This is a genomic window from Thermosynechococcus sp. QKsg1, from assembly GCF_031586415.1.
Taxonomy (GTDB): Bacteria; Cyanobacteriota; Cyanobacteriia; order Thermosynechococcales; family Thermosynechococcaceae; genus Thermosynechococcus.
Genome location: NZ_CP134200.1, coordinates 2094858 through 2118804 on the forward strand (window position 1 = coordinate 2094858; position 23947 = coordinate 2118804).

Below are 23947 nucleotides of genomic sequence, written 5' to 3' on the forward strand. Positions count from 1 at the left end.
GATATGGTTACTCTTCCTAAAGCTGGCCGCTCTGGCCGTTTTCGTCGCCTCTTGGCCTATCTGCGTCCTCACCAAACAAAAATTTGGGGGGGGATTGTTGCGCTTTTTATCGTCAACCTTTTGGGCACCTATTTGCCCCTGCTCATTGGTACTGCGGTTGATGAATTGCAGGCCAAGTTTGACTTTCAGCGGGTGGTGTTCTATGCCCTGCTGCTGATTGGTTTAGCCTCGTTGATGTGGCTGATTCGCATGGCCTCGCGCCTCTGGATCTTTGGTGCTGGGCGATTGGTGGAATTTGACCTCAAGCAACGGCTCTTTGAACATCTGCTGCGTTTAGAACCCAGTTACTTTGCGGAGAATACCCCCGGAGATCTCATTAGCCGTGCCACCAGTGATGTGGATAATATTCGCCGTCTGGTGGGTTTTGCCCTTTTGAGTGCGGCGAACACCGTGTTTGCCTACGGTATGACGCTGCCCGTGATGTTAGCCATTCATCCGGGCTTGAGTTTGGGGGCGATCGCTGTCTATCCAGCGGTTCTTTTTATTGTCCAAACCTTTAGCGATCGCCTGCGGGCAGAACAACTGGACGTGCAACAAAGCCTCGCGGAACTCAGCGATCTCATCCAAGAGGACATGAGTGGCATTGCCCTAATTAAAATCTATGGCCAAGAGGCCAACGAGCAACGCCAGTTTGACCAGCTAAATCAAGACTTACTCCGCAATAACTTGGTTTTGGCCAAAACCCGCAACATTCTCTTTCCCCTCTTGGGGGGGATGGTCAGCTTTAGTTTGCTGATTTTGCTGTGGTTTGGTAGCCGCATGATTGCTGCCAATACGATTCAAGTGGGGGATTTTATTGCCCTGCTGCTGTACATTGAGCGGCTGATTTTCCCGACGGCATTATTGGGATTTACGATTACCACCTACCAACGGGGTGAAGTGAGCATTGACCGAATTGAGGCCATTTTAAGTGTGGAACCCCGCATTACAGATGCGCCAAATGCCGTTGCCTTACCCCGCGATCGCGTTCAGGGGCACCTGCGTTGTCAAAATCTAACTTTTACATACCCCAATCGCCGCACCCCTGCCCTCAATCACCTCAGCTTTGAAATTCAAGCGGGGGAAATGGTGGCGATCGTCGGCCCCATTGGCTGCGGCAAATCCACCTTGGCCAGTGCCCTGCCCCGTTTATTGGAGATTGCCCCCAATCAGATTTTTCTGGATGGCATTGACATTACGCGCTTGCACCTTGGCGACTTACGGGCAGCGATCGCCTACGTGCCCCAAGAAAGCTTTCTCTTTAGCACCACAATCAAAAACAACATTCGCTACGGCGAACCCGATGCCACGGAGTTAAAGGTGATTGCCGCCGCCAGCCAAGCCCAAATTCACAATGAGATCCTCAACTTTCCCCAGCAGTACGACACCCTTGTGGGCGAGCGGGGCATTACCCTCTCTGGGGGACAGCGCCAACGAACCGCCTTAGCCCGTGCCCTACTGGTGGATGCACCAATTTTAGTCCTCGATGATGCCCTCGCCAGCGTTGATAACCAAACGGCTAGCCAAATTTTGCAAGCGCTGCGGCAGCAACAGCACACACGCACGGTGCTCTTTATTTCCCATCAATTGTCGGCAGCGGCAACCTGCGATCGCATTCTGGTCATGGATCAAGGGCGCATTGTCCAACAGGGTACCCATGATGAACTAGTGGCAGCTGGCGGGCTGTATCAATCCCTTTGGCAGCGGTATCAGCTGGAAAGCTCCCTTGGATAACTGGATCGCCTGCTGGAGAATGCCAATTTCCCATTAGAAAGGGGCAACCCTGACGGCTACCCCTAGCTTCAGTATCATTAAGAATAGACAATATCGCTAAAAGCTAAAAGGAACTACTGCCCTGGCGTTTGCGGACTGGGGGATTCGGTTGGCGTTTGGTTATCGGTTGTACCACCGCCACCGCCACAGGCAACCAGCGTTGTAGAAAAACCAACTAAAACTAACCCTAAGATGGCAAGTTTGTAAAGAGATTTCATAGAACTCCTCACGGTAGATGATAGGTAAGGATTGAACAGTTCTTTTCTACCAATTCTGCTAGGGGATTGGCAACTCTGCAGCAATAATGGGTCTATAGAGAGTCCCCTCAAGAACGCAACGTCACCCTAGACAGCAACGATGACCACGGAGCGGTTACACAAAGTCCTTGCCCACTGGGGAGTGGCCTCCCGCCGCCATGCCGAAATGCTGATCCGCAGTGGTCAGGTCTTTGTCAATGGTCAGCGGGCAAAATTGGGGGACAAAGTGGATGCGGCGCGCGATCGCATTGAATACCGAGGGCAGCGCCTGAACCCCCCCCACCCGCCCCGACGGGTCTATTTGCTCCTCCATAAGCCCAAGGGGGTTCTCTGTACCTGTCACGATCCCCAAGGGCGCCCCACCGTTTTGGATCTTTTGCCGCCTAGGTATCAGTGTGTGGCCGGTCTGCATCCTGTGGGGCGTTTAGATGCCGATTCCAGTGGGGCGCTGCTGCTTACCAATGATGGGGCTTTCACCTACTATCTCAGCCATCCCCGCCATCACATCCCCAAAACCTACCGCGTTTGGGTGCAGGGACAGCCGCCAGAAAGGGTGTTACAAAGATGGCGACAGGGTATTCCCTTGGACGGGGTGATGACGCTACCCGCAGCGGTTCAGCTCCTGCGCAGTGAGGGCGATCGCTCCCTCTTGGAAATCATCCTGCACGAAGGTCGCAACCGCCAGATTCGCCGTGTGGCCGAGCAGCTTGGCTATCCTGTTGTTGCCTTGCAACGGATCGCGATCGGCCCGGTTCACCTCGGCAATCTTCGCCCCAGAGCCGTTCGTCCCCTCAGCCACCGTGAATTGGCCGCCCTTGCTTATCCAGCCAACCGTGAAGGCCCAGCCTGAGAGCCAGTCATTTTGGGTGGAATATGCTGCACTGGATGATCCGGGTGGGTAGCTTCCCATTCCGCAAGGAATTCCTGTGTGTCTTTGACTGGGGGGAGGGGCAAGGAGCCACCGGGACCTGCCAAGGGACGCAAACCATTCAACTCGGCTAAAATGGCAGTGCCGTTATTAATAACCACGGCCAAAATCGGGTCAAGGGCAAAGAAGACCCCCGACAGCAGCGCACCAATATTAGGAATGGCCACGATCGCTGTATTTTGCCAGACAATTTCCATCGCCTGCTTGGCAATGCGAATGGCAAGGGTCAATCCCCGCAAGTCATCCTCCATGAGCACCACATCGGCGGTTTCACGGGCGATATCGGTTGCGCCGGCAAAGGAAATAGAGACATCGGCATAGGCAAGAGCGGCAGAGTCATTGATACCATCGCCACAGAAAGCCACGACTTTACCGCTGTCATGGAGGGCACGCACCACCTCCACTTTCTTTTCCGGGAAGGCTTCGGCGTAGATATTGTTGGGGGCAATGCCTAAGTCTTTGGCCACTGCACGGGCAACGCGGCCAATGTCACCCGTCAGCATATGGGGAGTAATGCCTGCCCCCTTGAGTTCACGGATGACTTCAGGACTTTCATTGCGGATTGGGTCACTGTAGAGAATCACCCCAATCAAGCGACCATCCCCGGCCACATAGACAATTGACGCCCGCCCAGAATCGAGATCGGGGAAACGTTCATTGAGATCAATTAGGCAAATGTTTTCCTGCTCCATCATGCGGCGGCTGCCCACCCGCAGATCCACACCCCGCACTTTTGTGGCCACACCGAGGCCAACGCGGTATTCCCAGTCTTCACAGTCAAAGAGGGGCTGATGGGTTTCGCGGGCATGGCGGACAATGGCTTCAGCCACAGGGTGGGTGAGTCCCTGCTCAGCACTGGCGGCCATACTGAGGATGTCATCGGCGCTGAAGCGCGGATCCATGACTTTAATCTCGGTAACCCCTGCATGGCCTTGGGTCAGGGTGCCAGTTTTATCAAAGACAATGGTGTCAATTTGCGCCAGTTTTTCGATCGCCCGACCACTGCGGATGAGGACGCCATGTTGAGCGGCATAGGTGAGCGCCGACAAAATCGTGGTAGGCACCGAGACCCGAATCCCTGTACCGAGGTCAAGGGTCAGCAGGGCGATCGCCCGATTGAGATCCCCTGAGAGTAAGCCAACACCTGTGCCAATGGCCAAGGTTGGAATGACGGCTTGGTTAGCCACCATGGCAGCATAGTTTTCAATGCGCGTGTCATGTACCGGTGCCGACTGCATTAAGTTCACAATCACACCTGCACGGGTATTGTTGCCTACTCGCTCCGCTAAGATCACCAGTTGCCCCTCGACCAGCAGCGTTGACGCAAAAACCTCCATTCCCTCGCTGCGCGTTACCGGCACCGACTCGCCCGTGAGTTTGCACTGATCAATCAGGCCTGTGCCCCGCAAAATAATGCCATCAACGGGAATTTGATCCCCCGGATAGACGACCACGCGATCGCCCTCCACGAGATCTTTAACTTCCACCTCCACCTCAACGCCATCCCGTTCCACAAAGGCGGTTTTGCCTAGACAGTCGAGCAAATCAAGGTTCGCCCGCTCCGATCCCCGTGCCGTGAGGTCGCGGATCACTTCCCCCCCCTCAATCAGACCCAGCATAAAGGAGGGGGCAAAATAGTGCCCTTGCATGGTGTGGAGGGAAATTGCCAAGCCATCGAGGAAGTCAATCGTTAACTGTTTCTCCTCTTGAATCGCTTCCCATGCTCGCTGAAACACCGGCATTGCCCCGGCAATCACCACACTGGCAATCACATAGCCGGGAATCGGTACCCCCATCAGGGAGGCCACACTCAACCCCAAACCCAGAGCCGGTAAGCCCAAGCGTTCCCAATAGTTAATTTCGTGAGCTTCCGCCGCAGGGGTGGCCTTCTCAGTACTTAGGGCGGGAAGATCTGGATTGGCCGCCACTTGAATCGACTCAAAAATTTGCCCTTGAATCGTTGCTAGGGCTTCCCCAAAGAGCTTGGGATTATATTCCACCACAAGGGAGCGGGCAGGGGGGTTAATGCGTGCCGTTGTCACTGCGGGTAAACTGCCCACAATGTAGAGCAGCCGTGCCCCATATTCAGCATCAAAGCCCAGCCGAGGAATGCGAATCCGAAAGCGACCCCTAATCCAATGCACAACTTGATAGTGAACGGTCTCTGTGGTGATAGGGCGGGTGAGTACTTCAGACTGCGGGGAACGACTTCGGGCAATAGTGGTCATGATGGATTCCTACGAATGGTCGGGCAAGTGAAGCTGGCTAAAAGTCTTGGTAATCTTTTCCCCCAATTGTGGATGATGTACACCAAAGTTGAGTCAAATTAAACCAGTCTCAGACAAGAAAGGCAATGCAATACAGGACACTTTATAGCTTAGGTCATCCTTAAGCCATTTCAGTTTTATCGGGCATCTATCGTAGAATCTAGCTGCATATTGAGGAACAAGCAGATGATGGATACGGCGATCGCAACGATTCGTGCCCGCGAAATTCTCGACTCGCGGGGGCGCCCCACGGTAGAAGCAGAAGTTGAACTGGATTGTGGCATTGTTGGACTGGCGCAGGTTCCTAGTGGTGCCTCAACGGGGAGTTTTGAAGCCCATGAACTGCGGGACGGCGATCCCAAGCGCTACGGTGGCAAAGGTGTCCTCACAGCGGTGGAAAACATTGAAACCACCATTCTCAGTGCCCTTGTGGATCTCAACGCCCTTGATCAGACGGTGATTGACCAGTGCCTCTTGGAACTGGATGGCAGTGAGAACAAATCCAACCTCGGTGCCAATGCCATTCTTGCCGTTTCCCTTGCCACGGCTAAAGCAGCCGCAGAATATCTCGGTCAACCCCTCTACCGCTATTTGGGGGGGCCGCTGGCCAATGTCCTCCCCGTGCCGATGATGAATGTGATCAACGGGGGTGCCCATGCCGCCAACAACATTGACTTTCAGGAATTCATGATCATGCCCATTGGTGCCCCTAGTTTTCGGGAGGGGCTGCGCTGGGGGGCAGAGGTTTTTGCCGCTCTGAGTAAGGTGCTGGCGGATAAGGGTTTGCTGACCGGGGTGGGGGATGAAGGGGGCTTTGCGCCTAACCTCGACTCCAACCAAGCAGCCTTGGATATTTTACTTCAGGCGATTGAAACCGCAGGTTACACCCCCGGCACTGACGTTGCCCTTGCCCTCGATGTGGCGGCCAATGAATTTTATGAAGACGGCAAATATGTGTTTGATAATGCCAGCTGCACCGGCTCTGAGTTAATTCGCTACTATGAAGACCTAGTGAGCAACTATCCCATTGTCTCGATTGAGGACGGCTTGCAGGAGGAGGACTGGGATCACTGGGCACTCTTGACCGAAACCCTTGGCAGTCGTATTCAACTCGTGGGGGATGACTTGTTTGTCACCAATCCCAAGCGCTTGCAACGGGGGATTGACAATGGCGTGGCCAATGCCATCTTGATTAAGCTCAATCAGATTGGCTCGCTAACCGAAACCCTGCAAACCATTGATCTGGCAACCCGCAAGGGCTACCGCTCAGTGATTAGCCACCGCTCTGGCGAAACCGAAGATACCACGATTGCGGATTTGGCTGTAGCTACCCGTGCGGGTCAAATTAAAACCGGTTCCCTCTGCCGCAGTGAACGGGTTGCCAAGTACAATCGCCTGTTGCGCATTGAAGCAGAACTAGGGGATCAAGCAGTCTATGCGCCCACGGTGGGCTTGGGGCCGCGCTAGGTGATTCGTGCCCGCAAACGGTTTGGCCAGCATTGGCTGCGCAGCGAATCGGTTTTAGCTCAGATCATTGCAGCGGCTGAACTGCACGCGGGCGATCGCATCTTAGAAATTGGTCCCGGTCGGGGTGCCCTCACTCGCCCTCTTCTAGCCAGTGGTGCTGAGGTGGTGGCCGTTGAACTGGATCGGGATCTCTGTGGCCAATTGCAACGGCAGTTTGGCAGTGAGCGGTTCCAGTTGATTGCGGGGGATATTCTGCGGCTGGACTTAGCGCCCTTGGGGTGCAACAAAGTGGTGGCCAATATCCCCTACAACATCACAGGGCCGTTACTGGGGCATCTGCTTGGCAGTATTGCGCGACCGCGTCGCCCGCCCTTTGAGCGGTTGATTCTACTGGTGCAAAAAGAAATTGGCGATCGCCTGATGGCAACGCCTAGTAGCAAGGCCTACGGTGCCCTCTCCGTACGGGTGCAATTTCTGGCCACCTGTGAGAAGGTATGTGCAGTGCCCCCCCGCGCCTTTCAGCCGCCGCCTAAGGTGGATTCTGTGGTGATCTGTCTGCGACCCCACGCGACACTGCCAAGGGTGCGATCGCCCCAATGGTTAGAAACGCTGCTGAAACAGGGGTTTGCCACTCGCCGTAAGATGCTGGCCAATGCCCTCAAGTCCCTTGTTGAACCCGATCAAGTGCGCCAAGCGCTGCTTCAGTTGGGGCGAGATGTCAATAGCCGCGCCGAAGCCCTCAGCCTCGAGGATTGGCTAGCCCTCAGTGAACTGCTACAGCAGTCCCACCAAGATCAACAAAATCCCCAACCCACCACAGGCGGCAGCACCAATGGTTGAATAGAGCACGGCATTGCTGGTGTCTTGACTCAGGCTGTCTTCTGATTTCAGGGAGACAAAGAACTTTTGTCCCTTGACGGTGGGACGTTCAATGCGTAGCGTGCCCGTTTGATCACTGGCGGTGCCCACGACCAACACCTGCCGATCCACTGGCGTGATCCATTCCTGATAGCGATAACCAATGGTATTGCCACTGCCAAAGGTGAGGCTGCCCACGTTTACCTGAAAGCTGCCAAAGCCAAGGCGGGCAGTGTTATTGGCGGGTCGAAATTCATCGATGACTTGGATCGTTTCCATGTCAGCCCCGCGGGGATCCACTTCAATCTCGCCGTAGCGATCGCGCACGCGGAAAGGAATGGTTTGGCTATTGCTGCTAATCGTGTCGGAGCGGCGTTCAGTGCGCCAGCGGGTGCGGCCTTCACTATCGGTTTCGCGCACCTGTTCTTCATACTCGCGGCTGACACACATGCGGTAATGGACGCAGGGCACCTGCTTTAACTCCGAGATCAGGGGCTGATCGACAACAATCTGACCAGAAACCTTCACATATTCCCGTAGGTTGCCACCGCCAATTTCCTGTGCCACCTGCTGTTGGAGCTGATGGAGATCCGCCGTGGTGGATGGCGTGGCTAGCTTAAGACTACGGAGCTTCAGGCGATAGTGGCGCTGTACAAAAAAGAGGGCAATCGCCGCAATTAGCAAAAGGCCACCAAAAATGCTCATCGGAGACTCCGCAACAGTAGCGCCGCCAATCCCTAGTTTAGCGATGGGTAGCCCACATGTTATGGGGCGATCGCCCGCCCTTCGGGGTCTTCAAGGACAAAGCCAGCATCGGCAATCATTTGCCAGTCTTGGTGGGGAGCTTGGCCGCGGGTCGTTAGATAATCCCCCACAAATATAGAGTTAGCGGCATAGAGGCCAAGGGGTTGCAGCGATCGCAGATGCACTTCGCGGCCACCAGCAATGCGGATCTCTTGGCGCGGCAAAAGCAGACGAAAGAGCACGAGAATGCGTAAACAGTGGCGCGGATTGAGGTTGTGCTGTTGGCCAAGGGGTGTCCCCGGAATGGGAATCAGAAAATTCACTGGTACACTGGTCACCTGACGCTGCCGCAGGGAAAGGGCAAGATCAATGACATCGTCATCGGATTCCCCCATACCCAAAATGCCGCCAGAGCAAGTTGTAATTCCAGCGGCTTGGATATTGGCCAAGGTCTGGTCGCGATCGCTAAAGGTGTGAGTGGTGCAAATTTCGCCGTGGAAGTTTTCCGAGGTATTTAGGTTGTGATTGACGCGATCGACGCCTGCTGCCGCTAGCCGGGCTGTTTGCTCAGCGGTGAGTAAGCCCAAGCAGGCACAGATTTTCAGGGGATAGCGCTCCTTAACTGCCCGAATAGCAGCAAGTACCTGCTCAAAGACCTTCTCATTGGGCGATCGCCCGGAAATGACCATGCAAAAGGTACCAGCCTTGAGTTGGGCAGCGCGATCGGCCGCAGCAAGAATTTTTTCCTGCGAGAGCAGGGGATACTTTTCAATCTCAGCCGTGGAGATTTTTGATTGTGAGCAGTAGTGGCAATCCTCTGGACAGAGACCACTTTGGGCATTGAGCAGATAGTGCAGCCGTACCCGATTCCCCCAGTAGTGGTAGCGCACCCGATAGGCCGCCGCCAGTTGATTCAGGAGTTCAGTATCCGCGGCTTGTAACACCGCCCGCGCTTGATCGCGGCTGAGGCATTCATCGGCAAGGGCTAAATCGGCAAGGTGCTGCCAATCGGTCGTCAATACTGTGTTCATGGTTTTTTCTTAGCTACGGAGGGTCACGGCGTATTTTTCCACAAGGCTGTCGCGAATGCGCTGATGTAGTTCATTCACCTCGGCCTCGGTGAGGGTGCGATCGCTGGCGCGGTAGGTGAGGCGAAAGGCCAAACTGCGCTGCCCTTCGGGGACACCAGTGCCACTGTACTCATCAAAGACTTCGACACTCTCAAGGAGGGAGTCGCGCCCGCCTGCAGCTTTCCAAATGGTGCGGCTGAGTTCTGCCACAGTGAGATCCGCCGGCGCAAAAAAGGCGAGGTCGCGATCGCTGGCGGGATAAGTTGAAAAGGGCTGAAAAATAATCTGGCGATAGCGTTCCTCAAGGCGGCTCAGGAGTACCTCCAGATCCAGTTCAAAGACATACACCGCCGCCGGCAGGTCGAGGGTCGCCGCATACTGCGGGTGTAACTGGCCAAAAATACCGAGCCGTTCTCCATTCAAACACAGGGCCGCCGTCCGCCCCGGGTGCAAGCGTTCTTCTTGGCGATCGCTCTGATATTCTACATGCAAACCAAACCGCTGAAAGACACTCTCGAGAATCCCCTTGGCTTCATACCATGTGAGGGGTTGGGCTTGCTGTGAGCGGCGTACCCATTTCCCCTGCCACGGATCGCCACCGATGATGCCCCCAAGGCGATCGCTTTCCCAAAGACCCTCTTCATCTTGACCAAAAACACGGCCAATTTCAAAACCATTGAGGGGCGGATTCCCCTGTTCTTGGTTGTAGCGGAAGGCCTGTACTAGACCCGTAATTAGATCCGTACGCAGCGACGAAAACTCCGCCACTAGCGGATTCACAACGGTGACTTGGTTGGGCTGACCACCTTTTACCCAAGAATAGTGCATCAATTCCGTCAGACCCGCCCCGCGAAAGGCCGCCCGTAGCTCCCGCAGTAGGGTGAGTTCCAGCGGTAGTGCTCCCAATTCCGATTGAGCGGGCAAGGTTTCCTCAAAGCGGTCGTAACCGTAGAGCCGCGCAATCTCCTCAATGAGATCCACCTCTCGCTCAATATCCCGGAAGCGGTAAGGGGGCACCGTCACCGACCACACCACTAACTCGTCCTCAAAGGTTTCTTGACGGCTGAGGTGAAAGCCAAGGCGGCTGAGTAGCTCTTCAACGGTCTCTGCGCCCAAATAGGCGAGTTCATCGCTCTCCGCTTCATCAGCAACCACGGCCCCCAAGAGCCGGTGCACTTGTTCCAGCCGCAGGGTGAGGGTACGTTCGAGGGGCGGACGCTGATCCGCTAGTGTAGTGTAGGTCACTGTCCCTTGAGCCACCTCAGTCAATAGGGCGATCGCTTCAGCGGTGGCCGCCTCTAGTTCTGCGGGGTTCACCCCCCGTTCATAGCGAGCCGAAGCTTCCGTGCGTAATCCTTGGGCGCGAGCCGATCGCCGAATCACCGGACTAGCAAAGAGTGCCGCCTCAAGGAAGACATTCTGCGTACCCTCGTAAACTTCAGTCTCTTCGCCCCCCATTACTCCGGCAAGGGCAACGGGCACATCCCCGGCGGTAATCAGGAGATTGTCGGCACTCAGCACCCGCTGCTCACCATCGAGGGTTTTCAGGGTTTCCCCGGCCTTGGCAAAACGCACGCCAACACTCACTGGGGTTTGGGCAGCAACCCCTTGCAACCGATCCCAATCAAAGGCATGGAGGGGCTGACCCCACTTCAGCAGGATGTAGTTGGTGATATCCACCACATTATTGATGGCACGCAAACCGGCAGCCTCTAACCGTTGCTGGAGCCAAGGGGGCGAAGGGGCAATCTGAACATTGGTGATCAGTGTGCCACAGTAGGCAGGACAGGCTTGGGGATCAGCGATTGCAAGCTGTACAGGAGCCTTAGCACGGGACTTTTTGGGGGCGATCGCCTTTGGGGCGGGTAGCGTCAGGGGAGCACCAGTAAGTGCGGCCACTTCACGGGCAATGCCCACCATACTCAGGGCATCGGCACGGTTGGCAGTTGAGGTCAGGTGCAAAATCACATCATCCAAGCCGAGGAGAGGACGTACATCTTCCCCGACGGTTACTGCATCAGCGAATGGGTGAATGCCCTCAGACTCTTTGGTTAGCCCCAACTCAGCAAGGGAGCAAATCATCCCCTCAGATTTCACGCCCCGCAGTTTTGCCGGTCGAATTTTCAGATCAATTTTGGCCAGATATGCCCCCGGTAGTGCCACAGGTACATACAAGCCTGCAGCGGCATTGGGTGCCCCACAGACAATCGTGCGGGGTTCCCCTTGACCCACATCCACTTGGCAAACCCGTAATTTTTGGGCATTGGGATGGGGTTCACAGGCCAAAATATGACCCACCACAACCCCTTGCGCCCATGTGCGCCGATCTTCAATTTCTTCGACTTCAAACCCCGCCATCGTCAGGCGATCGGCCAAAGTCGTCACATCGAGATCAACAGCCACCAATTCCTGTAGCCAGCGAAGGGAAACCCGCATGGAACCCTCAAAAAAACGTCATACTTTGCCATTTTTCAGCCTACTCTCCTGTGATGGCATTACACAAGTGTAAGTCGGTATGAAGCTAGGATTTCAAGAACGATCGCCGATGCCAAGGGGTCAGGCCATACTGCTCAAGGGCTTGACGGTGTTGGGGGGTGCCGTAGCCCACATTGCGTTCCCAGCCATACTGGGGATAACACCGAGCTAAGCGTGCCATGAAGCGATCGCGCCGTACCTTGGCAATAATTGAGGCACAGGCAATACTATAGCTGTGGCGATCGCCCCCGATAATGGCCGTTACCTTTTCAAAGGGTGCTGTTTTTGTTAATTTGCCGTCAATCAGGGCATGATCCCAAGGGGCAACCCGCGCTAGGGCACGCGCCATGGCTCGATAGGTGGCTTGCAGGATATTCACCTGATCAATTTCCGCCACACTGGCACTACCAATGCCAATGGCGATCGCTTGGTTATAAATCTGCCCAAAGAGGCGCGATCGCTGGCGGGCACTCAACTGTTTGGAGTCGCGCACCTCTGGAAGAGGCACACAGTCTACCGGTAAAATTACGGCTGCTGCCACCACTGGCCCTGCCAAACAACCCCGACCCACTTCATCCACACCGACAACGCGACAATAGCCCTGTTGCCAGTAGGCCTGCTCATAGATGAGGCTGGGCGGTTCCATGCTTAATGGCCAATCCCCACATAGCGAAAGCCCAGTGACTCTAGCCCCTTGCGATCCAAGAAGTTGCGGCCATCAATGATCACGGGTTGGTGCATCACCTTGGCCAGTTCCCCATAATCCACCTCTTGGAACTGTGGCCAGTCGGTCACCAGCACCAAAGCATCACAGCCATCGGCGAGGTGTAGCAAATCCGTTTCCACAATCACATGGGAGAGACCCGATCGCAGACCCGACTGGGACACGAGGGGGTCATAGGCCTTGACCTTGGCACCCAAGCGATACAGTTCCTCGATCAAATTCAGGGCAGGGGCATCCCGCAGATCATCGGTGTTGGGCTTAAACGTTAACCCCAAAAGGCCAATCGTTTTACCCTTGAGGATTTTCAGTACCTGTTGCAGTTTTTCAATGACAATAAAGCGTTGCCGCTGGTTGACTTGAACGGCTGCTTTGAGCAACTGGGCATCGTAGCCGTAGTCTTCCGCCGTGTGGATGAGCGCCGAAACATCCTTGGGAAAACAGGAACCCCCCCAGCCCAAGCCCGCTTGCAGAAATTTCTCGCCAATGCGGGAATCTAGGCCAATCCCCTTGGCCACTTGAACCACATCCGCCCCCACGCGATCGCAAATATTGGCAATTTCGTTGATAAAGCTGATTTTAGTGGCTAAAAAGGCATTGGCAGCGTACTTAATCATTTCCGCCGAACTGAGATCCGTCACCAACACCGGCACGGGGGGCAAGGTGGGATCAGCCGCATACTTACGTTCAATGATCGGCGCATAGAGTTCCTGCATGATTTGAATCGCTTTGCGGCTACTGCTGCCCAAGACAATGCGATCGGGATTAAACGTGTCATAGACCGCTGAGCCTTCCCGCAGAAATTCAGGGTTGCTGACCACATCAAAATCCAACGGCGGATGGGTCGCCCCGCCTTTAATGGCATCGGCTAAATCGGGGTCTCGCTCAACCACACCATCGAGAATAATCATCCGCACCCAGTCCCCTGAGCCAATCGGCACCGTGGATTTGTTGACAATGACTTTGTACCCCAGATGCAAATGGGCACCAATACCGCGGGCAACGGCTTCTACATAGCGGGTATCGGTTTCACCATTGGGTAAGGCGGGTGTACCAACGGCGATAAAGAGCACTTCACCAAACTCCACCCCAGCGCCAAGATCACTACTGAAGCGAATGTGGCCACTGGCAATGCACCCACGGAGTAACTCCGTTAGACCGGGTTCATAAATAGGGGATTCCCCCTGTTGCAGCAGCTTAACTTTATCAATGTTGTTGTCAATGCAAATCACCTCATGGCCAATATGTGCCAAGCACACTCCCGTCACCAAGCCCACATAGCCAGTGCCAATCACACATACCCGCATTCCCTGTGGCCTCCCTAAACTTCCACCATCATAGGCGTATAGGGCACGCCTAGTCGCTCGGCAAAGTCAGGAATTGTGCGCTGTAATCCCTCTAGGAGGGGGACGGTCGGTTGCCAGCCCAACACCGTGCGAGCAAGGGTAATGTCAGGACGACGGCGCTGGGGGTCATCACTGGGCAGGGGCTTAAACTGAATTTCCACCCCCGGATTAATCAGGGCTTGGATTTTTTGGGCTAGCTCCAGCACGGTGTATTCATCAGGGTTGCCCAGATTCACAGGGCCAATGTGATCGCTATTCATCAGCCGAATTAACCCTTCCACCAAATCGCTGACATAGCAAAAACTGCGGGTTTGCGAGCCGTCGCCATAAACGGTGAGGGGAATACCCTGCAAGGCTTGGACAATAAAATTGCTGACCACTCGGCCATCGTTGACCTGCATCTTCGGGCCATAGGTATTAAAAATGCGTGCTACTCGCACATCCACATTATTTTGGCGGTGGTAGTCAAAGGTGAGGGTCTCTGCCACCCGCTTGCCTTCGTCGTAACAGGAGCGGATACCAATGGGGTTGACATTCCCCCAGTAGGACTCAGATTGGGGATGCACCAGCGGGTCACCATAGACTTCTGAGGTGGAAGCAAGGAGAAACCGTGCCTTTACACGTTTGGCCAACCCCAGCATGTGGAGGGTGCCCATGACATTGGTTTTAATCGTTTTGACGGGGTTGTACTGGTAGTGAACTGGCGAGGCGGGGCAGGCCAAGTGATAGATTTGATCCACCTCAAGGCGAATCGGATCGGTGACATCATGGCGGATCAGTTCAAAATTGGGGTGACCCATCCAGCGCAGAATGTTGCGCTTTGTACCAGTGAAGTAGTTATCTAAGCAAATGACCTCATGACCTGCTTCCATCAGCCGATCAACTAGATGGGAACCAATAAACCCAGCACCGCCAGTAACCAGAATACGCATTGTGTTGTCTAAATAGAGTTACGCTATTCCTTTGCCTCAGATTAGCACGAGTTCATAGGAAGCCAGCAATATTTAATGCCAGTCCGCGATCGCTCCCCGTTAGCTGCCAAATTGAAGGGGGCGGCCACGCACGTCGGTATTCACCCGCCCTTGGCTAAAAACAATCTCACCATTGACAAAGGTGTAAACTGGCCACCCCGTCAATGACCAGCCCTCAAAGGGACTCCAGCCGCACTTGGTGAGCAGTTCCTCGCGGCGCACTGGGCGATAGGTCTGCAAATCCACGAGCACCAGATCCGCATCGTCACCGGGGGCAATTTTGCCTTTATTGGGAATGTCGTAGGCCGCAGCAACGGCAGTGGACATCCAACGCACCACTTGGGGCACCGTACAGCGACCGGCCATTGCTTGGGTCAACATCAGGGGCAAAGAGGTTTCCACCCCCGGCATACCCGAAGGGCTTTGGGGATAGGGCTGCGCCTTTTCCTCTAGGGTGTGGGGAGCATGATCCGTGGCAATAAAGTCAATCACCCCATCCAATAGTCCCTGCCAGAGTTTTCCATTATCTCCTGCGGTGCGCAAGGGCGGGTTCATTTGAGCAAGGGAGCCAATGTTGGCATAGGCCTCTGTGGTCAGCAATAGGTGCTGGGGGGTAACTTCCACCGTTATCCAAGGAAGCTTGTGCTTGCGCAGAAAGTCCACTTCAATTCCTGTGGACAGATGGAGAATGTGCAGGCGGCGTTCGTATTTACGGGAGAGCTTCACTGCTAACTGGGTGGCGTTGAGGGCAGCAATCTCGTCTTGAATTTGCGAGTGTACGGCCACATCGCTAATGCCAGCAAATTGTTCGCGACGGGCACGGATGCGCCCCTGATCTTCGGCATGGACAGCAATGAGGCGTTTACCCTCACTAAAGATGCGGTCTAAAATTGGCTCCTCATCCACCAAGAGGGGGCCGTGCATTGACCCCATGAAAATCTTGATGCCACAGACGGGCTGGACGGTGTTGAGGACGGCAAGGTTATCCTTAGTAGCGCCGATGAAAAAGCCATAATTAACAACACATTTGGCGGCAGCACGGGCGAGTTTATCGTCTAGGCTGGCCTGATCAATGGTCAGGGGACGGGTATTGGGCATTTCCAAAAAGCTGGTGACCCCCCCCTTGGCACAGGCACAACTGGCAGTAAATAGATCCTCTTTGTGCTCTAAGCCCGGTTCACGAAAATGGACTTGGGGGTCGATCACACCGGGCAGGAGCGTGAGACCGGTAGCATCAATAACCGTATCCTCTGGGTGGACGGTGACAGTTTCTGCGACTTCGGTGATGCGATCGCCCTCAAGGCGTACCTGTTGCTGTCGCAGTTCTCCCTCTGGGGTACAAATCACCGCATTTTGGATTGCGATCGCCACCCTGTTCTCCTTCAAAATTGGCTCTCTCCCTTGATCCTACTGACATTTGAGACCCAAAGACACGAGGTGTAAACTATAAACATCCGTAATACCTGTGGTGATAAAAATTTGCCCCAGATCTATCTTCGGAACGGAAATAAAACCCTTATACTGTAGAGCGTGTCTGTAGGTGGGGCGCGATCGAATCGCTATGGAATCTGGTATTGACTTACAGGGGCAGTTTATTCGTGCATTGGAATCCCTTGGCCTCTCCCATGATCTGGCCAAGCTGCTATGGCTACCTCTGCCAATGTTAATGATGCTCATTGTGGCTACCGTGGGTGTGCTGGTGGCCGTTTGGCTAGAACGGAAAATTTCTGCCGCTGTGCAACAGCGTATTGGCCCGGAATACATTGGCCCATTGGGGATTTTGGCTCCCTTGGCCGACGGCCTGAAACTCATTTTTAAGGAAGATGTTCTCCCTGCGAATACTGATCGCTGGCTGTTTACCCTTGGGCCAGCGGTGGTCGTGATTCCTGTCTTTTTGTCCTATATTATTGTCCCCTTTGGCCAAAACCTACTGATCTCCAACTTGGCGATGGGGGTCTTTCTCTGGATTGCCCTCTCAAGTATTGCGCCCATTGGCCTACTGATGTCAGGCTATGCCTCCAACAACAAATACTCCCTACTGGGGGGACTGCGGGCAGCGGCACAATCCATTAGCTATGAAATTCCCCTTGCCTTGGCGGTGTTGGCGGTGGCCATGATGTCCAATGGTTTGGGTACGGTGGAAATTGTCGAGCAGCAGTCGGAGTATGGCATCCTGAGTTGGAATGTCTGGCGGCAGCCCATCGGCTTTTTGATCTTTTGGATTGCGGCTCTGGCAGAGTGTGAGCGCCTCCCCTTTGACTTGCCGGAAGCCGAGGAAGAACTCGTGGCTGGCTACCAAACAGAGTACGCTGGCATGAAGTTTGCCCTCTTTTACCTTGGTGCCTACGTTAACCTTGTGCTTTCGGCACTCTTGGTCAGTGTTCTTTACTTCGGGGGTTGGAGCTTCCCCATTCCCCTAGAAACCATTGCCAATCTTCTTGGGGTGAGTGAGAGCAATCCCTTTTTGCAGATTGCCTTTGCGGTGCTGGGCATCACGATGACCCTGATGAAGGCCTACTTCTTTGTCTTTTTGGCGATTCTGCTGCGCTGGACTGTGCCCCGTGTGCGCATTGACCAACTCCTAGACCTTGGTTGGAAATTCCTATTACCCGTGGGTCTAGTGAACTTGCTGCTGACTGCTGGCTTGAAGCTCGCCTTTCCCGTAGCCTTTGGCGGTTAAGAAACTCCCCATTTCCATGAGGTGACACCATGAAATTCCTCAATCAGATTACCAACTATGCCAAAGAGGCAGTGCAGTCCGCTAAGTACATTGGTCAAGGCCTCTCCGTGACCTTTGAGCACATGCGGCGGCGGCCGGTGACGGTGCAATATCCCTACGAAAAACTCATTCCCTCGGAACGGTTTCGGGGACGGATTCACTTTGAGTTTGACAAGTGCATTGCCTGTGAAGTGTGCGTGCGCGTCTGCCCGATTAACCTGCCCGTGGTGGATTGGGTTTTCAACAAAGAGATCAAGAAGAAAGAACTGAGGCACTACAGCATTGACTTTGGTGTGTGCATCTTCTGTGCCAACTGTGTGGAATACTGCCCCACCAATTGCCTCTCGGTAACAGAGGAGTACGAACTGGCCACCTACGATCGCCATGAGCTGAACTACGACAGTGTGGCAATGGGACGCATTCCCTATAAAGTGACCCAAGATCCGATGGTGACCCCGATCCGCGAGTTTGCCTACCTGCCGGCGGGGGTAATGTCTGGTCATAATTTGCCTGCGGGTGCCCAACGGGCGGGAGAGCATCCGGAGGCGATCGCCAACACTGCTGAATCATCTGAGAACTAGGAGTTGTTGCTGTGGACTTAGCCACCCTGACCCAAACGATGACCTTCTTTGCCCTTGCCGCTGCAGTGATTGTTGCTGCCCTTGGCGTTGTGCTCCTGAACAACGTTGTCTATTCTGCCTTCTTGCTGGGGGGTGTGTTCCTGAGCATCTCTGGGCTATATATCCTCATGAATGCTGACTTTGTCTCAGCGGCACAAATTCTCATCTATGTCGGCGCGGTGAACGTTCTCATCCTCTTTGCCATCATGCTCGTCAATAAGCGCGAGGCCTATACCCCAGTGCCGGGGCGTTGGCTGCGTCAGGGGGGTGCCGCAGTAGTCTCCCTTGGCGTCTTTGCCCTGCTGACAAAAATGATTTTGCAAACCCCTTGGCAACTCAGTTCCCTGCCGCCTACGACTGACAGCATCACAACGATTGGCCAGCACTTTTTCAGCGATTTCCTCTTGCCCTTTGAGTTGGCCTCGGTCTTGCTGCTGATGGCCTTGATTGGGGCAGTGGTTCTCGCCCGCCGCGAACTGGTCTTGGAACCTGAACCCCTCTTAGGGGAAGAGGTGGTTCCCCCCTTGGAGTTGCCGGAACGTCCCCGTGAACCTGTAGCCTTGTCTGAAAAATAGGGAAAGACGATGCAGTTAACCTATGTTTTGATCTTGGCAGCACTGCTATTTTGTATTGGCATCTATGGCCTCGTCACCAGTCGCAATGCTGTGCGCGTGCTCATGTCCATTGAGTTGCTTCTGAATGCTGTCAACCTCAACCTGATTGGTTTTGCCAACTATCTGGATGGTCAGCAAATTAAGGGTCAAGTTTTTGCTGTGTTTGTGATTACGGTGGCAGCCGCCGAAGCCGCCGTAGGTCTAGCCATTATCTTGGCCATCTATCGCAACCGCCAGACCGTTGACATGGAGAAATTCAACCTCCTGAAGTGGTAGGCTAGAAGTTGGAACTTGGCTCCCTGAATGGTCGTCTTCTTTTCAAGAACCAGTGTCAGCAAAGGGGCAATGGCCTATGACAGTGCGTCTTGGTAAATCGGTCACTTATCTGTCGTTAATGGCATTGGGGGCAGCCGCTGCCATGTTTGCCACCCACTTAATGCCAGCGTCAACGCCCTTGGTGACCCCCAGTTTGGCGCAGTTACCGGCACCGCTACCAGCGGGAAATGACATTAACTTTATTGCCCGTGCTGTTGAACAAGTAGGACCTGCCGTAGTGCGGATTGATGCTTCCCGTACGGTGCAGACCCGCGTGCCAGCCATCTTTAATGACCCTTTCTTTCAGGAGTTTTTTGGGCCAATGATGCCCCCCCGCAGCCGCGAGGAGCGGGGTTTAGGCTCTGGCTTCATCATTAGCAGTGATGGCCTGATTCTGACCAATGCCCATGTGGTGGATGGTGCCAATCGCGTACGGGTGACACTCAAGGATGGCCGCACATTTGAGGGTCAAGTTTTGGGGCAAGACCGACTGACGGATGTGGCCGTAGTCAAGGTGAATGCCAACAATTTACCGGTGGTGCGTCTTGGCAATTCTGATCATTTGCGCCCCGGTGAGTGGGCGATCGCCATCGGCAATCCCTTGGGTCTCGATAATACGGTGACTGCGGGCATCATTAGTGCGACGGGACGCTCTAGCGGTGATATTGGCGTGCCCGATAAGCGGGTGGGCTTCATTCAAACCGATGCGGCCATTAACCCCGGCAACTCTGGTGGCCCCCTGTTGAATCAACGGGGAGAGGTGATTGGCATGAATACCGCGATCATTGGTGGTGCCCAAGGCTTGGGATTTGCCATTCCCATCAACACGGCTCAGCGGATTGCCAACCAACTGATTGCCAATGGTCGTGTCGATCACCCCTTCCTTGGTATTCGCATGGCCAATCTCACCCCTGAGATGCAGCAGCGCCTTAACGCCAATCCCAATAGTCCTGTGCGTGTGCAGGAAAGTTCGGGTGTTTTGATTTTTCAAGTCTTGCCCAACTCTCCCGCTGCCCGTGCAGGTTTGCAACCCGGAGATGTGATCCGTCGCATCAATGGCCAAAACATCACCAAAGCGGATCAAGTGCAGCAAATGGTGGAAAGCACAGGCATTGGTCGCACCATGGAACTGGAAGTGCGCCGTAGTGGCCAAACTGTAACTGTGGCCGTGCAGCCGGCTCCCCTCCCTGCCCAAGCTAGTCGCTAACGTGCTGACGGCCGTTCTGATCATTCCAACCGGCATTGGGGCTGCCATTGGCGGCTATGCGGGTGATGCGATTCCCGTCGTTCGTGCTTTGGCTCAAGTGTGCGATCGCCTGATCACCCATCCCAACGTTCTCAATGGGGCAATGCTCTATTGGCCGCTGCCCAATGTTTGGTATGTGGAAGGCTATGCCCTTGATGAATTTGCTGTTGGCCGTTGGGGATTGCTGCCACCCCATCCCAATCGCATTGGCCTGTTACTGGATGCGGCGATTGAAGCGGATCTCCAACTGCGCCATCGTCAAGCAGCGGCGGCCTGTGCTGCCACCTTGGGTCTAATGATGACTGAACCTGTGATTACAGATGAACCCTTGGGCGTGCAGTTGCAAACCGCTGCCTCGGGGGCAACCTGGGGGACTCTGGCGAACCCCGCTAGTTTATTGCGGGCGGCAGAAAAACTGATTCAAGAGGCCAAGGCGGAGGCGATCGCGATTGTGACCCGCTTTCCCGACGATCCCGGTACGGCAGCCTTACAGCACTATCGCAGTGGCCAAGGTGTCGATCCCCTCGCCGGGGCAGAAGCGGTCATTAGTCATTTGGTTGTCCAGCACTTTCAGATTCCGGCAGCCCATGCCCCAGCCCTGCAACCATTGCCCCTAGAGGAGACTGTACATCCCCGCGCCCTAGCTGAGGAAATTGGCTACACCTTTTTGCCCTCGGTGTTGGTGGGATTGAGTCGTGCTCCCCGCTATAGCCCAACTGCTAGGGAGGCCCTGTGGCGACAGGACGTGGATGCGGTGATTGTACCCGCCACTGCTCTTGGTGGACGGGGAATTCTGGCCTTGGCTCAGCGGGGCGTCCCCATCCTAACGGTGACTAACAATACCACAACCCTCAATGTTACAGCTGCCGATTTGGGGATAGAGACAATCCCTTGCCAGTCCTATGCCGAGGCCATTGGCGTGTTGAGTGCGATAAAGGCAGGCGTGTCTTGGCAAACGGTTACACTGGCAACCTGAAAAAATTTTTGCTTCTATTCCCATCGCTAGGCTGAACAAGTGTCCTTTGACCCCTATGAGGTGTTGGTGAATAGTCATCGCCTGCGTCGGGTCTATTTGAATGAACTGGGGTCACTTGAGGCGTTGCCATTGAGCCTAGCGCTGATGCAGCTCACAGTGTTACCTGAAGCAGAAATGCCGACAGCAGCACGGTTGCTGGCAGAGCGCACTCGCACAGAGGCAGTGAGGCCAGAAGTCATAATAGAGTTAATCACCACCATTGTGTTGTACAAGTTTACGGAGCTGAGTCGGGAGGAGGTGCTGCGCATGCTGGGGTTTACCACGGAGGAACTGAAGCGGACGCGGTTTTATCAAGAAGTGTATGCTGAGGCGCGAGAGGATGGATTACAGCAGGGGTTGCAGCAGGGATTACAGCAGGGATTACAGCAGGGAGAGACCCTCGTTGTGCTGCGGCAGTTAAGACGGCGGTTTGGCGAGTTACCAGCTGGCCTTGAGGAGCGCATTCGCCAGCTCCCTGTCCATCAAATTGAAGCCTTGGCAGAAGCTCTCCTGGACTTCACTACCCTAGAGGAAGTTTTTGCGTGGCTAGAGCACTCCACCTAGCCCATGCGCCGCGACTCCCTTTTTTATCAACTCTTTGCCCAGCTACCCCAAACCCTTTTTGATCTTTTGGGCAGAGAAGCGCCGCAGGGGTATCGCTTTGAGTCCGTGGAACTCAAGCAAACGGCCTTTCGCATTGATGGCGTCTTCATGCCCCCTGACCCCTCAGGAATCGTCTATTTCTGTGAGGTGCAGTTTCAGCGCGATAACAGCTTCTATGAACGCTTCTTTGCGGAAATCTTTCTCTATCTGCGGCTGTATCGCCACACCTTTTCTGACTGGCAAGCGGTGGTGATTTATCCCCATCGTCAAGCAGAACAAGTGTCCTTTGACCCCTATGAGGTGTTGGTGAATAGTCATCGCCTGCATCGGGTCTATCTGAATGAACTCGGGTCACTTGAGGCATTGCCATTGAGCCTAGCGCTGATGCAGCTCACAGTGTTACCTGAAGCAGAAATGCCGACAGCAGCACGGTTGCTGGCAGAACGCACTCGCATAGAGGCGGTTCCAAGGCCAGAAGTCATAATAGAGTTAATCACCACCATTGTGTTGTACAAGTTTACGGAGCTGAGTCGGGAGGAGGTGCTGCGCATGCTGGGGTTTACCACGGAAGAGTTGAAGCGGACGCGGTTTTATCGGGACGTCTATGCTGAGGTACGGGAAGAGGTCTATGCTGAGGTACGGGAAGAGGTATTGCAGCAGGGATTACAGCAGGGATTACAACAGGGATTGCAACAAGGGCTGCAACAGGGATTGCAACAAGGGCTGCAACAGGGATTGCAACAAGGGCTGCAACAGGGATTGCAACAAGGGCTGCAGCAGGGATTGCAGCAGGGATTGCAGCAGGGAGAGACCCTCGTTGTGCTGCGGCAGTTAAGACGGCGGTTTGGCGAGTTACCAGCTGGCCTTGAGGAGCGCATTCGCCAGCTCCCTGTCCATCAAATTGAAGCCTTGGCAGAGGCTCTCCTGGACTTCACTGACCTAGAGGAAGTTTTTGCGTGGCTAGAGCACTCCACCTAGCCCATGCGCCGCGACTCCCTTTTTTATCAACTCTTTGCCCAGCTACCCCAGACCCTCTTTGACCTTTTGGGCAGAGACACGCCTCAGGGGTATCGTTTTGAGTCCGTGGAACTCAAGCAAACGGCCTTTCGCATTGATGGCGTCTTCGTGCCCCCTGACCCCTCAGGAACCGTCTATTTCTGTGAGGTGCAGTTTCAGCGCGATAACAGCTTCTATGAACGCTTCTTTGCGGAAATCTTTCTCTATCTGCGGCTGTATCGCCACACCTTTTCTGACTGGCAAGCGGTGGTGATTTATCCCCATCGTCAAGCAGAACAAGTGTCCTTTGACCCCTATGAGGTGTTGGTGAATAGTCATCGCCTGCGTCGGGTCTATTTGAATGAACTGGGGTCACTTGAGGCGTTGCCATTGAGCCTAGCGCTGATGCAGCTCACAGTGTTACCTGAAGCAGAAATGCCGACAGCAGCACGGTTGCTGGCAGAACGCACTCGCATAGAGGCGGTTCCAAGGCCAGAAGTCATAATAGAGTTAATCACCACCATTGTGTTGTACAAGTTTACGGAGCTGAGTCGGGAGGAGGTGCTGCGCATGCTGGGGTTTACCACGGAAGAGTTGAAGCGGACGCGGTTTTATCGGGACGTCTATGCTGAGGTACGGGAAGAGGTATTGCAGCAGGGATTACAGCAGGGATTACAACAGGGATTGCAACAAGGGCTGCAGCAGGGATTGCAGCAGGGATTACAGCAGGGAGAGACCCTCGTTGTGCTGCGGCAGTTAAGACGGCGGTTTGGCGAGTTACCAGCTGGCCTTGAGGAGCGCATTCGCCAGCTCCCTGTCCATCAAATTGAAGCCTTGGCAGAAGCTCTCCTGGACTTCACTACCCTAGAGGAAGTTTTTGCGTGGCTAGAGCACTCCACCTAG

The 23947-nt window shown here is 54.6% G+C and carries 22 protein-coding genes; 13 read left to right on the forward strand and 9 right to left on the reverse strand.

The features are described 5' to 3' along the window. Positions 1-3: 3 nt before the first annotated feature. Positions 4-1773, forward strand: coding sequence for an ABC transporter ATP-binding protein (locus RHP47_RS10280; protein ID WP_149820574.1), 1770 nt, complete (start codon positions 4-6; stop codon positions 1771-1773). A gap of 113 nt (positions 1774-1886) precedes the next feature. Here the strand turns inward: RHP47_RS10280 and RHP47_RS10285 are convergent, their stop codons facing one another. Further along, positions 1887-2030 (reverse strand): hypothetical protein, encoded by a 144-nt coding sequence (locus RHP47_RS10285; protein ID WP_190278068.1) that lies wholly within the window; start codon positions 2028-2030, stop codon positions 1887-1889. A 139-nt stretch (positions 2031-2169) separates the two neighbouring features. Between RHP47_RS10285 and RHP47_RS10290 the strand changes: the two genes are divergently transcribed. Further along, the gene (locus RHP47_RS10290) at positions 2170-2919 is read left to right on the forward strand and encodes a pseudouridine synthase (protein ID WP_310840406.1); all 750 of its coding nucleotides are present in this window, start codon (positions 2170-2172) and stop codon (positions 2917-2919) included. Here RHP47_RS10290 and RHP47_RS10295 read toward each other — a convergent pair. Continuing rightward, complete coding sequence (locus tag RHP47_RS10295; protein WP_286625615.1) at positions 2889-5225, reverse strand: heavy metal translocating P-type ATPase; 2337 nt, start codon at positions 5223-5225, stop codon at positions 2889-2891. The two genes, RHP47_RS10290 and RHP47_RS10295, sit on opposite strands and share 31 nt — an antisense overlap. A 225-nt stretch (positions 5226-5450) precedes the next feature. On the opposite strand from RHP47_RS10295, the gene eno reads away from it, so the two are divergent. Further along, positions 5451-6731 carry a phosphopyruvate hydratase gene (eno, locus tag RHP47_RS10300; protein WP_149820580.1) on the forward strand — a complete coding sequence of 427 codons (1281 nt, stop codon included), beginning with the start codon at positions 5451-5453 and terminating at the stop codon, positions 6729-6731. A 3-nt stretch (positions 6732-6734) separates the two neighbouring features. Then, complete coding sequence (gene rsmA, locus RHP47_RS10305) at positions 6735-7571, forward strand: 16S rRNA (adenine(1518)-N(6)/adenine(1519)-N(6))-dimethyltransferase RsmA (protein ID WP_190278343.1); 837 nt, start codon at positions 6735-6737, stop codon at positions 7569-7571. On the opposite strand, the gene RHP47_RS10310 is transcribed toward rsmA, so the two are convergent. The 7 genes from RHP47_RS10310 to RHP47_RS10340 all read right to left on the reverse strand — a co-directional run bounded on the left by RHP47_RS10310 (position 7506) and on the right by RHP47_RS10340 (position 16287). Continuing rightward, positions 7506-8294 (reverse strand): E3 ubiquitin ligase family protein, encoded by a 789-nt coding sequence (locus RHP47_RS10310; protein WP_149820584.1) that lies wholly within the window; start codon positions 8292-8294, stop codon positions 7506-7508. The two genes, rsmA and RHP47_RS10310, sit on opposite strands and share 66 nt — an antisense overlap. A gap of 59 nt (positions 8295-8353) precedes the next feature. Further along, the gene (gene bioB / locus RHP47_RS10315; protein ID WP_149820586.1) at positions 8354-9364 is read right to left on the reverse strand and encodes a biotin synthase BioB; all 1011 of its coding nucleotides are present in this window, start codon (positions 9362-9364) and stop codon (positions 8354-8356) included. Between the two features lie 9 nt (positions 9365-9373). Beyond that, positions 9374-11839: a phenylalanine--tRNA ligase subunit beta gene (gene pheT, locus RHP47_RS10320; RefSeq protein ID WP_149820588.1), complete on the reverse strand. Its 2466-nt coding sequence runs from the start codon at positions 11837-11839 to the stop codon at positions 9374-9376. Between the two features lie 85 nt (positions 11840-11924). After that, on the reverse strand, positions 11925-12524 hold the full coding sequence (locus RHP47_RS10325; protein ID WP_310840408.1) for a ribonuclease HII: 600 nt from the start codon (positions 12522-12524) through the stop codon (positions 11925-11927). Between the two features lie 2 nt (positions 12525-12526). Continuing rightward, positions 12527-13906: a UDP-glucose/GDP-mannose dehydrogenase family protein gene (locus RHP47_RS10330; RefSeq protein ID WP_149820592.1), complete on the reverse strand. Its 1380-nt coding sequence runs from the start codon at positions 13904-13906 to the stop codon at positions 12527-12529. 14 nt (positions 13907-13920) lie between these two features. Further along, positions 13921-14877: a UDP-glucuronic acid decarboxylase family protein gene (locus RHP47_RS10335; RefSeq protein ID WP_149820594.1), complete on the reverse strand. Its 957-nt coding sequence runs from the start codon at positions 14875-14877 to the stop codon at positions 13921-13923. A 99-nt stretch (positions 14878-14976) separates the two neighbouring features. Next, on the reverse strand, positions 14977-16287 hold the full coding sequence (locus RHP47_RS10340) for a dihydroorotase (protein ID WP_149820596.1): 1311 nt from the start codon (positions 16285-16287) through the stop codon (positions 14977-14979). A gap of 190 nt (positions 16288-16477) precedes the next feature. On the opposite strand from RHP47_RS10340, the gene nuoH reads away from it, so the two are divergent. The 9 genes from nuoH (at position 16478) to RHP47_RS10385 (ending at position 23947) form a co-directional block, all read left to right on the forward strand. Then, positions 16478-17596: an NADH-quinone oxidoreductase subunit NuoH gene (gene nuoH, locus RHP47_RS10345; protein WP_149820598.1), complete on the forward strand. Its 1119-nt coding sequence runs from the start codon at positions 16478-16480 to the stop codon at positions 17594-17596. A gap of 29 nt (positions 17597-17625) precedes the next feature. Next, positions 17626-18216, forward strand: coding sequence for an NAD(P)H-quinone oxidoreductase subunit I (gene ndhI / locus RHP47_RS10350; RefSeq protein ID WP_310840410.1), 591 nt, complete (start codon positions 17626-17628; stop codon positions 18214-18216). An 11-nt stretch (positions 18217-18227) separates the two neighbouring features. After that, entirely contained in the window at positions 18228-18830 is a 603-nt protein-coding gene (locus RHP47_RS10355) for an NADH-quinone oxidoreductase subunit J (RefSeq protein WP_149820602.1), read from the forward strand. Between the two features lie 9 nt (positions 18831-18839). After that, entirely contained in the window at positions 18840-19145 is a 306-nt protein-coding gene (gene nuoK / locus RHP47_RS10360; protein WP_149820604.1) for an NADH-quinone oxidoreductase subunit NuoK, read from the forward strand. Between the two features lie 76 nt (positions 19146-19221). Further along, positions 19222-20391: an HhoA/HhoB/HtrA family serine endopeptidase gene (locus RHP47_RS10365; RefSeq protein WP_149820606.1), complete on the forward strand. Its 1170-nt coding sequence runs from the start codon at positions 19222-19224 to the stop codon at positions 20389-20391. Between the two features lies 1 nt (position 20392). Continuing rightward, complete coding sequence (locus tag RHP47_RS10370) at positions 20393-21406, forward strand: DUF3326 domain-containing protein (protein ID WP_310840411.1); 1014 nt, start codon at positions 20393-20395, stop codon at positions 21404-21406. A gap of 39 nt (positions 21407-21445) precedes the next feature. Beyond that, entirely contained in the window at positions 21446-22009 is a 564-nt protein-coding gene (locus RHP47_RS10375; protein WP_310840412.1) for a DUF4351 domain-containing protein, read from the forward strand. 3 nt (positions 22010-22012) lie between these two features. Next, on the forward strand, positions 22013-23026 hold the full coding sequence (locus RHP47_RS10380) for an Rpn family recombination-promoting nuclease/putative transposase (protein ID WP_310840413.1): 1014 nt from the start codon (positions 22013-22015) through the stop codon (positions 23024-23026). A 3-nt stretch (positions 23027-23029) separates the two neighbouring features. After that, positions 23030-23947: an Rpn family recombination-promoting nuclease/putative transposase gene (locus RHP47_RS10385; RefSeq protein ID WP_310840414.1), complete on the forward strand. Its 918-nt coding sequence runs from the start codon at positions 23030-23032 to the stop codon at positions 23945-23947.